This window comes from Leifsonia xyli subsp. cynodontis (assembly GCF_050632205.1).
In the GTDB taxonomy this organism is placed as follows: domain Bacteria; phylum Actinomycetota; class Actinomycetes; order Actinomycetales; family Microbacteriaceae; genus Leifsonia; species Leifsonia xyli_D.
The window spans coordinates 1,250,871-1,264,949 of the sequence record NZ_CP192578.1 but is presented as its reverse complement, the minus strand read 5'-3'; the positions used below and the strand labels follow the sequence as shown (position 1 = coordinate 1,264,949).

General features: G+C 70.5%; 11 protein-coding genes. 1 reads left to right on the top strand and 10 read right to left on the bottom strand.

Annotated features, from left to right (window positions below):
- Window positions 1–56 precede the first annotated feature (56 nt).
- The 10 genes from ACQ86M_RS06255 to dusB all read right to left on the bottom strand — a co-directional run bounded on the left by ACQ86M_RS06255 (window position 57) and on the right by dusB (window position 13,520).
- Window positions 57–1,073 carry a D-isomer specific 2-hydroxyacid dehydrogenase family protein gene (locus tag ACQ86M_RS06255; RefSeq protein ID WP_431247448.1) on the bottom strand — a complete coding sequence of 339 codons (1,017 nt, stop codon included), beginning with the start codon at window positions 1,071–1,073 and terminating at the stop codon, window positions 57–59.
- Window positions 1,070–1,957, bottom strand: coding sequence for an ATP-binding cassette domain-containing protein (locus tag ACQ86M_RS06250; protein WP_431247447.1), 888 nt, complete (start codon window positions 1,955–1,957; stop codon window positions 1,070–1,072). The genes ACQ86M_RS06255 and ACQ86M_RS06250 overlap by 4 nt, the downstream gene beginning before the upstream one ends.
- Before the next feature lie 10 nt (window positions 1,958–1,967).
- Complete coding sequence (locus ACQ86M_RS06245; protein WP_431247446.1) at window positions 1,968–3,656, bottom strand: ABC transporter ATP-binding protein; 1,689 nt, start codon at window positions 3,654–3,656, stop codon at window positions 1,968–1,970.
- The gene (locus ACQ86M_RS06240) at window positions 3,653–4,723 is read right to left on the bottom strand and encodes an ABC transporter permease (protein WP_431221216.1); all 1,071 of its coding nucleotides are present in this window, start codon (window positions 4,721–4,723) and stop codon (window positions 3,653–3,655) included. The genes ACQ86M_RS06245 and ACQ86M_RS06240 overlap by 4 nt, the downstream gene beginning before the upstream one ends.
- A gap of 1 nt (window position 4,724) precedes the next feature.
- Complete coding sequence (locus tag ACQ86M_RS06235; RefSeq protein ID WP_431221215.1) at window positions 4,725–5,822, bottom strand: ABC transporter permease; 1,098 nt, start codon at window positions 5,820–5,822, stop codon at window positions 4,725–4,727.
- Window positions 5,823–5,915: 93 nt separating this feature from the next.
- The gene (locus ACQ86M_RS06230) at window positions 5,916–7,544 is read right to left on the bottom strand and encodes an ABC transporter substrate-binding protein (protein ID WP_431247445.1); all 1,629 of its coding nucleotides are present in this window, start codon (window positions 7,542–7,544) and stop codon (window positions 5,916–5,918) included.
- A 205-nt stretch (window positions 7,545–7,749) separates the two neighbouring features.
- A complete protein-coding gene (gene dnaG / locus ACQ86M_RS06225) occupies window positions 7,750–9,597 on the bottom strand; it encodes a DNA primase (protein WP_431247444.1) in 1,848 nt (615 codons plus the stop codon).
- 60 nt (window positions 9,598–9,657) lie between these two features.
- On the bottom strand, window positions 9,658–10,941 hold the full coding sequence (locus ACQ86M_RS06220; protein ID WP_431247443.1) for a DUF4282 domain-containing protein: 1,284 nt from the start codon (window positions 10,939–10,941) through the stop codon (window positions 9,658–9,660).
- Between the two features lie 91 nt (window positions 10,942–11,032).
- Window positions 11,033–12,340 (bottom strand): deoxyguanosinetriphosphate triphosphohydrolase, encoded by a 1,308-nt coding sequence (locus ACQ86M_RS06215; protein ID WP_431247442.1) that lies wholly within the window; start codon window positions 12,338–12,340, stop codon window positions 11,033–11,035.
- The gene (dusB, locus tag ACQ86M_RS06210; protein WP_431247441.1) at window positions 12,330–13,520 is read right to left on the bottom strand and encodes a tRNA dihydrouridine synthase DusB; all 1,191 of its coding nucleotides are present in this window, start codon (window positions 13,518–13,520) and stop codon (window positions 12,330–12,332) included. Before dusB ends, ACQ86M_RS06215 begins: the two co-directional genes overlap by 11 nt.
- Before the next feature lie 33 nt (window positions 13,521–13,553).
- On the opposite strand from dusB, the gene ACQ86M_RS06205 reads away from it, so the two are divergent.
- Window positions 13,554–14,072 (top strand): aminoacyl-tRNA deacylase, encoded by a 519-nt coding sequence (locus ACQ86M_RS06205; RefSeq protein ID WP_431247440.1) that lies wholly within the window; start codon window positions 13,554–13,556, stop codon window positions 14,070–14,072.
- The last annotated feature ends 7 nt before the right edge of the window (window positions 14,073–14,079 follow it).

Here is a 14,079-nt window from a genome sequence, read left to right as displayed (position 1 = left end):
TAGCAAGGTTCCCGGCCGCTCCGGAAATCGGGACGGCAACCCGGGTGCGTCGCCGTTCAGTACCCCGCAGACGGGTCCACGACGCCGACGAAACGGCCGTCGTCGAGGAACGCACGGACGTTCAGCCGGATGCGCTCCGCCAGCAACGGCGCCGTCATCTCCGGCGTATCGGCCTGGTGCGGCGTGATGATCGCGTTCGGCTCGTCCCAGAGCGGGTGCCCGTCCGGCAGCGGCTCCGGGTCGGTCACATCGAGGCCCGCACCCGCGATCGTGCCCGTGCGCAGGGCGTCGAGCAGCGCATCCGTGTCGACGAGCCCGCCGCGGGCGATGTTGACCAGGTATGCCGTGGGCTTCATGGCCGTGAACTCCACCCCGCCGAAGAGCCGGCGCGTGCCGTCGGTGAGTGCCGCGGCGACCACCACGAGGTCCGCCGACGGCAGCACCTCGGCGAGCTGGGATGCGGTCACGGTGCGGACAGCGCCGGGCACGGGCGTCGACGACCGGCGGACGATGGTCACCCGCGCGCCGAACGGCTCCAGCAGGCGCATCAGCTCGAGGGCGATTCCGCCCGCGCCCACGATCACCACGTCGAGGCCGTACAGCGAGCGACCCTCCGGCTCGGTCGCCCACGACCGCGCCCGCACGCGCTTCGGGATCACCCGCAGCAGCGCGAGGCTCAGCACGAGGGCGTGCTCGGCGACCGGCTGCGCGTAGGCGCCCTTGGCGCTGGTCCAGACGAGTCCCGGACGGTCCTCCGAGGCCAGGATGCCCGCGAAGGCGTCGACGCCGGCGAACGGAAGCTGCACCCACCCGATCCCCGGATGCGCCTCCAGCACGGCCGGGAACGCGTCCGCATCCTTGTTCGACAGCCAGACGACGCCGCGCGTGCGAGCCGACAGCGGCTCGACCGTGCCTCCTGCCGCCTCGACGGCGTCGACGAACTGCCGCTCGGCCTCCGGCAGCACCGCGATCGGGCCCGGCTCGGGGCGCCGGTCGGCGGGCAGCGCCGTCACCTCGTCGGCCAGCACCGCCCGGTGGCGTGCTTCGTTCGTGCCCTCTGCGTCCGCACTCATGCCTGCTCCGTTCCTGCGTCGTTCTTCGCCGCGCGCCGTGCGCCGGCGCGCTGCGGCCTCCGTTCGGTGCGCTGCTGCGGCGGCTTCAGCGCGCGGGCCAGACCGGCGACGAAGGGATGCGCGGGGTCCGCGAGCACCTCCTCGATCGGCCCGAAGCCCACAGGGCGTCCGCCCTGCAGCACGAGGGAGGTATCCGTCGCGCGGCGCAGCACCGCCAGGTCGTGGCTGACCACCACGGCCGAGAAGTCGTCGTGCTCGCGCAGCTGTGCGAGCAGGTCGATCACCGCATCCCGCACCGTCGCGTCGATCCCCGCCGTGGGCTCGTCGGCGATCAGGATGCGCGGGCCGAGCACGAGGGCCCGCGCGAGCGCCACGCGCTGCCGTTGACCGGAGCTGAGCTCGTACGGGTACTTGTTCAGCACGCTGAGAGGCAGGTGCACGGTGTCGAGCATGGTGGCGGCCCGTTCTCCCGCCGAGCGGCGCGGGTAGTGCTCGTCGCGCTCGAAGATCGGCAGCGTGACGTTGTCCTGCACGCTCAGCGACGGCTCCAGCGTCGCCGCGGCCTCCTGCGGCAGGTAGCCGACGTGGAAGGTGACTTCGGCCAGGTCGCGCTTGCGCGCCTTCCGCAGCTTGTGCCCGAGCACAGACGCCTCGCCGCCGCTGATCCGGGGACCGGCGTCGGCGGCGCGCGCCGGCAGCACCCGCCCCGACAGCACCTGCGCCAGCGTGCTCTTGCCCGAGCCGGTCTCGCCCAGCACCCCGAGCACCTGCCCGGGTTCGAGGCGGAAACTGACCCCGCGCAGGGCGACGCACGAGGCGCTGGCGCCCCGCGCGGGGTATTCGACGGACAGGTCGCTGACGACGATCGCGGGCTCGGAACTCACATGTTCGACCCTAGGCGCTGGTCGCTGTCAAGCGGCGCAGCTCCTCCCGCCGGTCGGCCTGTTCGACCGGATCCGGGACGGGCAGAGAGGCCAGCAGGCGCTGCGTGTACGGCTCCCGCGGGTTGCCGAGCACCTCGGCGCCGGTGCCCTCCTCGACCAGCCGGCCGCGGTGCAGCACCGCGATGCGGTCGGCCAGGAGGTCGACCACCGCCAGGTCGTGGCTGATGAACAGCGACGCGAAGCCGAACTCCTTCTGCAGGTCGGCGAACAGCTCCAGCACGCGCGCCTGCACCGAGACGTCGAGAGCCGAGGTCGGCTCGTCGGCGATCAGGAGGGTCGGCTCCAGGGCCAGCGCGCGGGCGAGGCTGGCACGCTGCCGCTGGCCGCCGGACAGCTCGTGCGGGAAGCGGTCCCCGTACGCACGCGGCAGCTGCACCGCCTCCAGCAGCTCGTCGACGCGGCGACGCGCCTCCTGCGCCGACGACGCGCGCCCGTGCACCACCAGCGGCTCGGCGACGCACTCGGCGATCGTGAGCAGCGGGTTGAAGCTCGACGCCGGATCCTGGAACACGAAGCCGATGTCGCTGCGCACCTTGCGGAACTGCCGCTCGCGCACGCCGTTCATCTCGAGCCCGAGCACCTGCAGTGAGCCCCCGGTCACCTTGTTCAGCCCGGCGATCGCGCGCCCGATCGTGGTCTTGCCCGAGCCGGACTCGCCCACCAGTCCCAGCACCTCTCCCGGGCGGATGTCGAACGACACCCCGTCCACGGCCACGAAGCCGGGGCGCCCCAGCCGGCCCGGGTACTGGATGCGCAGGTCGCGCGCGCGCACCACCGGCGCCTCCTCGGGGCGCTCGGCCCGGGCGATGGCGCGGTCCTGCGTGGCGACGGCGCCCTGCCCGATCTTCGGGACGGCGGCGAGCAGCTTCTGCGTGTACTCGGCCTGCGGGGCCGAGAACAGCGTCTTCACATCCGCCTGCTCCACCAGCTTGCCCTGGTACATCACGGCGACGCGGTCCGCGAGGTCGGCGACCACGCCCATGTTGTGGGTGATCAGCACGATGGCGGCGCCGAATTCGTCGCGGCAGCGGCGCAGCAGGTCGAGGATCTCGGCCTGCACCGTCACATCCAGCGCGGTGGTCGGCTCGTCGGCGACGATCAGGCCCGGGTTCAGCACCAGCGCCATCGCGATGACGATGCGCTGCTTCTGCCCGCCGGAGAACTGGTGCGGGTAGTACTTGACCCGCTTCTGCGGCTCCGGGATGCCGACCCGCTCGAGGATCTCGACCGCGCGCGCCTGCGCCTCCTTCTTCGACAGCTTGGAGTGGGCGCGCAGCCCCTCCGCGATCTGCCAGCCGACGGGATAGACGGGGTTCAGCGCCGTGGACGGCTCCTGGAACACCATGGCGACATCGGTGCCGCGCACCTCCCGCAGGCGCCGCTTGTCGATGGAGATGACATCCGCCTCGGTGGCGCCGTCACGACTGCGCAGCACGACCGCTCCGGACGCCGTGGCCGTCTCGGGCAGCAAGCCCAGGATGGTCTTCGCGGTGACCGTCTTGCCCGAGCCGGACTCGCCGACGATCGCCAGCACCTCCCCCGGCGCGACCGACAGGCTGACGCCGTCGACCGCCTTCACGGTGCCCGCGTCGGTCGCGAACGAGACCGACAGGTCGTTGATCTGGACGACGTCGCTCATGGACGCACCTCGATTCCATGCTCGTCGAACGTCTCTCCGCCCTCCAGGCCGTCGATCCCACCGGGACCGGCCGTCAGCGTGCCGCCCGGCACGACGGAGGTCTCGGCGACCTCGCCGGAGGCGGCTGCCGCGCGACGGCGGCCGCGGAGCCGCGGGTCCGCCAGGTCGTTCAGGCTCTCGCCGACCAGCGTGATGCCGAGCACCACGAGCACGATCGCGAGGCCCGGGTAGATGGAGGTCCACCAGATGCCGCTGGTCACGTCATCCACAGCCTTGTTCAGGTCGTAGCCCCACTCGGCGGCCGCGGTCGGCTCGATGCCGAAGCCCAGGAAGCCGAGGCCGGCGAGCGTGAGGATCGCCTCCGACGAGTTCAGCGTGAAGATCAGCGGAAGCGTGCGGGTGGAGTTGCGCAGCACGTGCCGGAACATGATCCGGCCGTTGCTCGCGCCGACCACCTTTGCGGCCTCCACGTACGCCTCCGCCTTGATGCGGACGACCTCGGAGCGGATGACGCGGAAGTACTGCGGGATGTAGACCACCGTGATCGAGATCGCCGCGGCGAAGATGCCGCCCCAGAGGCTCGACTGGCCGCCGCTGATCGCGATGGCCATGACGATCGCCAGCAGCAGCGACGGGAACGCGTAGATCGCGTCGCAGATGACGACGAGCACGCGGTCGAGCCAGCCGCCGAAGTACCCCGAGACCAGGCCGAGCAGCACGCCGATGAAGATCGACAGGATGACCGCGACGATGATCACGAGGATGGCGGTCTGCGTTCCCCAGATCACGCGCGAGAACACGTCGTAGCCGCCCGAGGTGGTGCCCCAGATGTGCGCGGCGCTCGGCGGCTGCTGCGCACCGAACGACTGCCCGTCGGCCTTCGACTGCGCGAAGCCGTACGGAGCGATCAGCGGCGCGAAGATCGACACCAGGATGAACAGCGCGGTCAGCACAAGGCCGACGACGAGCATCCCGCGCTGCAGGCCGACGCTCTGCCGGAGCTGGTGGACGACGGGCACGCGCTCCCAGAGCGAGCGCTTGCGGGAGGTGATGGATGCGGTCGACATCTCAGTACCTCACTCTCGGGTCGATGAGGGCCGCGATGACGTCGACCACGAAGTTGGTGAGGGTGACGATGACGGCGAGCAGCACGACCATGCCCTGGACGGCGACGAAGTCGCGCGCCTGCAGGTAATGCACGAGCTGGAACCCGAGGCCCTTCCACTCGAAGGTCGACTCGGTCAGCACCGCGCCGCCGAGCAGCAGAGCGATCTGCAGGCCGATCACCGTGATGATCGGGATGAGGGCCGGCCGGTACGCGTGCTTGCGCAGCAGCCGCGACTCCGCCACCCCGCGGGAGCGGGCGGCGTCGACGTAGTCGGTGGACAGCGTCCCGATCACGTTGGTGCGCACCAGGCGCAGGAAGATGCCGGCGGTGAGGAGCCCCAGGGCCACGGCGGGGAGGATGGCGTGGGTCAGCACGTCGGCGACGACGGCGGGGTCTCCGGTCTGGAAGGCGTCGATGAGGTAGATGCCGGTCTTGCTGTCGAGCGTCTGCATCTCGAGCTCCGACCCGGTGGAGGCACGGCCCGACACCGGGAGCCAGCCCAGCCAGATCGAGAAGATCAGCTTCAGCACCAGGCCGACGAAGAAGACGGGCGTCGCGTAGAACAGGATCGCCATCACGCGGAGGGTCGCATCCTGAGCCTTGTCGCGGAAGTATGCGGCCACCAGGCCGAGCGGGATGCCGACGATGAACGCGACGATCAGCGCGTAGAACGCGAGCTCGAGGGTCGCCGCGCCGTAGGTGAGGAGCACCTGCGTGACGGGCTGGTTGTCGGTGAACGTCGTGCCGAAGTCGCCGCGGAGCAGCTGGCCCAGGTACTCGATGTACTGGACGATGATCGGCCGGTCATAGCCGGCCTCGTGCACCCGCTGGGCGAGCTGTGCCGGCGGGAGCTTGCCGCCGAGAGCCGCCGTGATCGGGTCACCGGTCGACCGCATCAGGAAGAAGACGACGGTGACCAGGATGAAGATGGTGGGGATGATGAGGACGGCGCGGACCAGGATGTAGCGGCCCAGGCCGCCTCCCGAGCGTCGCTTCGCCTTCGTCCGTTCGGGACCGGGGGCGGTTCCGGCGCCCGCGGTGCTGACAGTCGCTGTCATGGAAGCCAATCGTGGTGGTTCGTGGAGAGGGGGTGGCTCGCTGTGTCAGCGAGCCACCCCCGGTCGGCTCAGAGCGTGTGGCTCGGGCCGTGCTTACTTCGAGAGTGCCGCGTAGCGGAACTTGAACGAGGCGTCGAGCGTCTTGTCCGCGCCCGACACGCCCTTCGCGACGACGGCGATCTGCGCGCCCTGCAGCAGCGGCAGGGTGCTCAGGTCGGCGCCGACCTTGGCCTGGATCTCCTCGATCAGCTTGGTGCGCTCGGCCTTGTCGGTCGTGCCCGCCTGCTTCGCGATGAGGTCCTGGACCTCGGGGTTGTCGTAGTGGTTCGCCAGGAAGTTGTCCTTGATGAAGAACGGCGACAGGTAGTTGTCGGCGTCGGAGTAGTCCGGGAACCAGCCCAGCTGGTAGGCCGGGTAGACATCCTTCGTGCGGTCCTTGGAGTACTGAACCCACTCGGTCGACTGCAGGTTGACCTTGAACAGGCCGCCGTTCTCCAGCTGCTCCTTCACGAGCGCGTACTCGTCACCGGAGGACGGGCCGTAGTGGTCGGGGTTGTACTGGAGGTTCAGCGACACCGGGGTGGTGACGCCGGCCGCCTGCAGAGCCGCCTTCGCCTTGTCGAGGCTCGGGCCGCCGTTGCCGTCGCCGTACAGGTCCTTCAGCACCGTGGTGGCGCCGGTGAGGCCGTCCGGGACGAACGAGTACAGCGGGGTGTAGGTGCCCTTGTAGACCTGCTTCGCGATGGCCTCGCGGTCGACGAGGTCGGCCGCGGCCTGGCGCACGGCCAGGGCCTTCTTCGGGTCGGCGTCGGAGGTGGTGGCGCCGTAGGGCTGCGTGTTGAAGTTGAACACGATGTAGCGGCTCTCGCCGCCCGGGCCCTTGACGACCTTGACCTTGCTGTTGTTCTCGAGGCTCGAGACGTCCGTCGCCGAGAGGCTGCGGTAGGCCACATCGATGGCGTTCTTCTGGATGTCGAGCTTCAGGTTCGACGACTCCGCGTAGTACTTGACGTTGACCTTCGCGGTGGCCGGCTTGCCGAGGATGCCCTTGTAGCCGTCGAACGCCTTGTACGCGATCAGGTTGTTGAAGTCGTAGCTAGCGATGTCGTACTGACCGGCGAACGGGTGCCCCTTGACGATGGTGTTGTCCGGGGTGACCTTGTCGGCCGAGAAGACCTGCTCGTCGACGATCGGGCCGGCCGGGCTCGACAGCACCTGCGGGAAGGTCTGGTCGTTCGGGACCTTGAGCTTGAAGACCACCGTGGTCTTGTCCGGGGTCGAGACGCTGTCGAGGTTGGCGAGCAGCGACGCGGGGCCGTTGGGGTCGTTGATCTTGATCTGGCGGTCGAACGTGAACTTGACGTCCGACGAGGTGAGGTCGTGGCCGTTCGCGAACTTGAGGCCCGGCTTCAGCTTGACCGTGTACTCGGTCGGCGAGGTGTAGTCGGCGCTCTCGGCGATGTCCGGCTTGACGTCCGGGCTGCCGTACGGGGTGTTCAGCAGGAACGGGTAGACCTGGTTCATGACGGCGAACGAGCCGTTGTCGTACGAGCCGGCCGGGTCGATCGAGGTGATCTTGTCGGTCGTGCCGACCGTCAGGGCGCCGCCGCCGCCACCCGAGCCGTTGTTGCTTCCCGAGCAGCCGGCGAGCACCAGCGCCGCGGCCGCGAACGCGGCGGAGACGGCGAGCAGGCGCCGACCGCCGTTGTGTGCGGATGTCATATCCGAATACCTCTTCCTGGTGTGGGATGCGCGCGGCGGCCTCGCAGGCGTGCGGGATCGCCCTTCGCGTGATGACTTTCCTAGCACGGAATGCTCATGGACCACGCATTCGAATGCGGATCCGGGCGTGATCTTCACACAAGCGCAACAAAAGAGCGCTCCGACGGGCGCCCGGCGGAGGAATCCGCAGTTCGGGCGCCGCAGGCTATTCGCCGCGGAGGCGCCGGCGCTCGGTCTCGATCGAGACCATCGCGAGCGAGATCTGGCGTCGCAGTTCAGGGTCCTCGGTGCGGCCCAGCCGGGACGTGAGCTCGGCCTTCTCGCGGAGCAGGTCGCGGTCGATCAGGCCGTCGACGATCGAGCGCGCGTAGCGTCCGGCGTCGCCCTCCTGCGGCACGGCGGCGACCGCGAGGGCGTTCACCGTCGGGGCGTACGCCTCCGGGACCTCGGCGAGGATGCGATCCACCCAGCCCGGCTGCCCGAACGTGCTCAGCTGGCTGGCGATCGCATCCTTCACGACGGCGTGCGTCGGGTTCACGAACGGCACCTGCACGGCGCGGGCGGCGCGGTCGGCGCCCACCTCGCCGGGGAGCTGCAGGAGCACCATGAGGCTCTCGCGCTCGGTGCGCTGGGTGGGGTCGGAGAGGTCGGCCTGGGCGAGCGGGGCCCGCTCTGCTGAGATGACGGGCGCGTTCACGCCAGCTCGAGCCGAAGCCGACGCGCCTCGCCCAGAAGAGCGAACGGCTTTCCAGACGTCACGCTGATCAGCGCCCGTCAACTTGGCGAAGACGCGAACGTAGCCATCTTTGGACGCGTCATCTCGAATGCTCGCGATGATCGGAGCACCGACCCGCAAAGCGTTGGATCGACCTTCGACGGTCTCGACGTCGTATTCTGATGCCACTCGGCGCAGCATGAATTCGAACAGCGGGCGTCGCGTCTCGACCATCGAGCGAACTGCAGAGTCACCGGAACGCAAGCGCAGGTCGCAGGGATCCTGGCCGTCGGGGGCGATGGCCACGTACGTCTGGGCGACGAAGCTCTTCTCCTCTGCGAAAGCACGAGCAGCGGCGTTCAGACCCGCCGAGTCGCCATCGAACGTAAACACCACCGAGCGCTGTTTCGTGTCGTTCTCGCTGTCGCCGAGCACGCGCCGGAGCACGCGGATGTGCTCGGAGCCGAAGGAGGTTCCGCAGGTGGCGATCGCGGTCGTCACGCCCGCGAGGTGGCAGGCCATCACATCCGTGTAGCCCTCGACGATGGTGGCCGTGCCGCCGCGGGAGATCTCACGTTTGGCCAGGTCGAGCCCGTACAGCACCTGGGCCTTCTTGTAGACGGCCGTCTCGGGGGTGTTCAGGTACTTCGGGCCCTTGTCGTCGTCGAGCAGCCGGCGGGCGCCGAAGCCGATCGTCTGGCCGGTGACGTCGCGGATGGGCCAGATCAAGCGGCCACGGAAGCGGTCGTAGACTCCGCGGTCGCCCTGGGACACGAGGCCGGCGGCCAGCAGCTCCTCCTGCGTGTAGCCCTTGCCTCGCAGGTGCTTGGTGAGTTCGTCCCAGCTCTTCGGGGCGAAGCCGACACCGAAGTGGGAGGCTGCCGCTGCGTCGAAGCCGCGCTCGCCGAGGAACCGCCGACCGGGGTCGGCGTCGGGGGCGGAGAGCCGGTCGCGGAAGAACTCCTCGGCCGCCGAGTTCGCCGCGAGCAGCCGGGCGCGGTTGCCGGAGCCCTCGGAAGGACCGCCCCCGCCCTCCTCGTAGTGCAGCTGGTAGCCGATGCGACCGGCCAGGCGCTCCACCGCGTCCGTGAAGGAGACGTGATCCATCTTGAGGAGGAACTCGTAGACGTCGCCGCCCTCGCCGCAGCCGAAGCAGTGGTAGCGCCCGACGCCCGGGCGCACGTAGAACGACGGGCTCTTCTCGTCGTGGAACGGGCACAGCCCTTTCAGCGCCCCGATGCCGCCGGTCTTGAGACTGACGTAGTCGCCGACGATGTCGGCGATGTTGGTGCGGGCCTTGACCTCTTCGATGTCGCTCTGTCGAATCCGGCCGGCCATGATTCGATTCTAGTGAGCCGCACCGACGCTCATCCCGTTCCCGGCGGATGCGCTCGCGGGCTACTCCCCCGGCGGCCGCCTGCGCCGTGTGTTCTGGGCGATCTCGATGATGGCGCAGAACACCTCGATGCCGACGCGGAGCAGCAGGACGGCGAGCATCGCACCGACGAGGGTGACGAGCACGCCGAAGAGGAAGACGAACGCGCCGATGGGCGCGTGCGTCGCGATGGCGGAGCTCAGCGAGTTGGCGAACCCGACGACGATGCCGAGACCGATGAGCACGAGACCGACGACGTAGACGGGTCCGGCCAGCTTGCGCGTCACGTAGTTCGTGAAGGTGAAGTCGAACAGGGACGAGAAGAACCGCGAGTCGTCGAGGCGGTCGGCGAGGTCGTGCACCGTCCGGCCGTGGGCGGGGTGCGGGGTGCCGTCGGGGACCGTGGTGCCCCCGGAGGCTCCGGCCGGGGCGGGCGTCGACGTTGCGGTGGACGGAGCGGCCGTGGACGAAGCGGCCGTGGCCGGACCGGTGGTGGCCGCCGGAGCTGCCGCGGGGACAGCTGGCGGCGCGGCGTCGGTGGCGGGCACGGCGGCCGGTACCGCTGCGGCCGCTTCGGCACCGGCCGTGCCGGATGACGAGGCCACCGACACGCCGGACGGGGCGCCCTCGTCGGGGCCGGCCGACGGCGTTCCTGCGTAGACCTCCGCCGCGGTCGGCAGGCGCTTGGTGGCCTCGAGGCCCGACTCGGCGAGCGGCTCCGCCGGGGAGGCGGAGGTGTCGCTCGCGGCGGGCGCACTCGTCGGTCCCGCGGGGGCCTCGCCGGACGCGACCGGCTCGGAGGGCGAGATCGGAGCAGTGGCGGCCGTCTCGGCGGACGAGGCGGCGGACGACGGAGACTCCGGGGAGGCGGCGGACGACGGCGTCGTGGGGCGCGCAAGCGGCACACGCGAGCCGAGAGTGGCGTCCATGATGTCGGGCGCCTCGCCCTCGGGAGCGATGGGCGCGGTCTTGGGTGTCGTCCGGCGAGTGCGCGACGCGGCCGGCTTCGCTCCCGCGGCCTTGGCGGCGGCCGGCTTCGCCGCTGCAGACTTCGCCGACGTGGGCTTTGCAGCGGCTCCTGTCTTCGCGGCTCCCGTCTTGGCGGCGGGCGCCTTCGCGGCTGGCGCTGACTTCGCGGTCGCCGGCTTCGCCGTGGCACCCGACTTCGGGGCGGAGGCCGCCGTGGCACCGGTGTCGGCGGACGTGCGCGGTGCGCGGCGGGGAGCCTCGGGCGCGGCCGGGGTCGCCTCCGCCGACTCGCCCTCTGTGGGGCGGTCGCCGTCCGACGGTGGTAGTGCGGTGCTCATTGGTCTCCTCCTGCGGGCCTGATCTCCAGCATTCTGCACAGGGCGACCGGATACAACCCCGGTCGGTCGCGCATCCGTCCGCCGTGCATCGTCAGTGCTGCACGAGACGCTCGTACCAGCTGAGCGCCGACTGGTCCGTCAGGCTGGCGACCTGGTCGACGACCACGCGGCGGCGTTCCGCCTCGGTGCCCGCATCGCGCCAGTCCTCCGCGAAGCCCGGATCGAGCTCGGCCGGCCCGCGCTGGTACAGCAGGTCGGCGAGCGTGGTGAGGATCTGGCGCTGCTGCGCGTAGATCGGCTGGCGCGTGTTCTTCGACATCACGAACGTCGCGACGATGCCCTTGAGCACCGCGATCTCCGCCCGGATGCCGAGCGGCACAACGACATCGGCGCCGAAGCGTATCAGGTCGGTGCGCCCGGCGGATTCCTTCGTCGCGTGCACGGCCGCGTGCGCGAAGCGCCCGATCAGCTGGCTGGTCAGGTTCTTGAGGCGCGCCTGCGAGCGGCGGGAGCCATCCCACCCGTCGAGCCAGATGTCCATGCTGTCGAGCCGGTCGAACGCCTCGATGAGCTCCTGGTGGCTGACCTCGCCGCCGACCCACTCGTGCATCGACTCGACCAGGTCTTCGTGGTCGACGCGGCTGCCCAGCGCGGCCACGTCGATGTAGCCGTTGACCACGGCGTCCTCGAAGTCGTGCACCGAGTACGCGATGTCGTCGGAGAGGTCCATCACCTGGGCCTCGATGCAGCGCTGCCGCTCGGGGGCGCCGCCGCGCATCCACTCGAAGACCGCGCGGTCGTCGTCGTAGAAGCCGAACTTGGCGCGGCCGCTCGGATCGGCGACCGATGACGAGGCCGACCACGGGTACTTGCAGCTCGCGTCGAGGCTCGCCCGGGTGAGGTTGAGGCCGTAGGGGCGCCCGTCGCGGCCGAACACCTTCGGCTCGAGCCGGGTCAGCAGCCGGAGGGTCTGGGCATTGCCCTCGAACCCGCCGATGTCCCTCGCCCACGAGTTGAGCGCCCGCTCGCCGTTGTGGCCGAACGGCGGGTGACCGATGTCGTGCGCGAGGCAGGCCGTGTCGACGATGTCGGGATCGAGCCCCAGGCTGTTCGCGAGTTCGCGCCCGACCTGGGCGACCTCCAGCGAGTGCGTCAGGCGGTTGCGGGCGAAGTCGAGCCCGGCCGTGGGGCTCAGCACCTGCGTCTTGGCCGCGAGCCGCCGCAGGGCGCTGGAGTGCAGCAGGCGGGCGCGGTCGCGCGCGAAGTCGCTGCGGCGGTTGGAATGGTGCTCGGGCAGCCAGCGCTCCCGGTCGTGCTCCGTGTAACCGGCCGCTGCGCCATCGGCGGTCGCGGCGGCGTGAGCGTGGGCGTGAGCGCCCGTGACGACGTCATCCACCACTGTTGTGCACCTCCGCGTCGGCGACCTCCGCGCGCTGCGCCCCATCCAGCTCACGGCTCGCGAGCCAGCCGTCGGGAAGCGCCGGGCGCTTGGGTGAGCCCGCCCGCCCGCGCTGGCCCTCCGCCGCCTCGCCGGGGTACTCCTGGCTCCAGTCGAGGGTCGCGAGCAGGTCGTCGAGGTGCTGCAGCGTGTCGACGGTCGCGAGGTTGGCCCGCAGGTCGCCGCCGACCGGGTAGCCCTTGAAGTACCAGGCGACGTGCTTGCGGATGTCGCGGCAGCCGCGCTCCTCGCTGTCGAAGAACTCGACGAGCAGCTCGGCGTGACGACGGAAGGTCTGCGCCACCTGCCCGAGCGTCGGCCGGGCCTGCGCCGCCTCGGCTTCGGACTCCGTGATCTCGCCGGCACGCGCACGGAAGGCCGCCGCCAGGTCGCCGAACAGCCATGGCCGCCCCAGGCAGCCGCGCCCGACGACGACGCCGTCGCAGCCTGTCTCCTCGACCATCCGGATCGCGTCGGCCGCCGACCAGATGTCGCCGTTGCCCAGCACAGGAGTCGAGGTGATGGTCTCCTTCAGCTTCGCGATCGCGGACCAGTCCGCCTGGCCCGAGTAGAACTCGGCCGCTGTCCGCGCGTGCAGCGCCATCGACGCCACTCCCGCGCCCTCGGCGATGCGGCCGGCCTCGAGGTAGGTCAGGTGGTCGCCGTCGATGCCCTTGCGCATCTTGATGGTGAGCGGGATGTCGCCCGCTGCCTTCACGGCGCCCTCGACGATCTCGCGGAACAGCCCGAGCTTCCACGGCAGCGCCGCACCGCCGCCCTTACGGGTGACCTTGGGCACCGGGCAGCCGAAGTTGAGGTCGATGTGGTCGGCGCGATCCTCCGCGACGAGCATGGTCACCGCCTCGCGGACCGTGACCGGGTCAACGCCGTACAGCTGGATCGAGCGTGGCGTCTCGGACTCGTGGTGCGTGATGAGCCGCAGGGACTCCGGCGTGCGCTCGACCAGCGCCCGCGACGTGATCATCTCGCTCACGTAGAGGCCGGCGCCGAACTCGCGGCACAGCCGCCGGAAAGCGGTGTTGGTGATCCCGGCCATCGGCGCGAGGACCACGGGCACGTCGAGTCCCAGCGGACCGATGGTCAGCTGAGGGGCGTGGCTTATCGTTGCGGTAGTAGACATCTCACTCGATTCTCCCAGAAAGCGTGCTGAGCTATGGCCGAGAGCCCGGAATCCGTGGACAACTCCCTCGACGGTGGAGAACTGCGCACAGGTCGCGAGCGGGTGACGGCGGACGCGGAGGCGCGCGGCGTCGACATCCGCGTCATCGAGCGTCCCGCCGCGCGGAGCCTGGAGGAGGCGGCGTCCCTTCTCGGCATCGAGCCGTCGGACATCGTCAAGACGCTCGTCGTCAAGCGCAGCGACGACACCTTCGTCTTCGCGCTCGTCCCCGGCGGACGCAAGATCGCGTGGCCGAAGCTCCGCTCGGTGGTCGGCGTCAACAAGCTGCAGCTGCCGGACGCGTCGGTCGCCCTCGCCGCGACCGGCTACGAGCGCGGCACCATCACCCCCTTCGGCAGCACCACCGCGTGGCCGGTCGTCGCCGACGCGACCATCCCCGGCCGGACCGTCTCGATGGGCGCCGGCGAGCACGGCTACTCCCTGTTCGTCGACGGAGACGCCCTGATCGCCGCCTTCGGCGCCACCGTCGCCGACATCACCGACCCCGAGTAGCCATCGA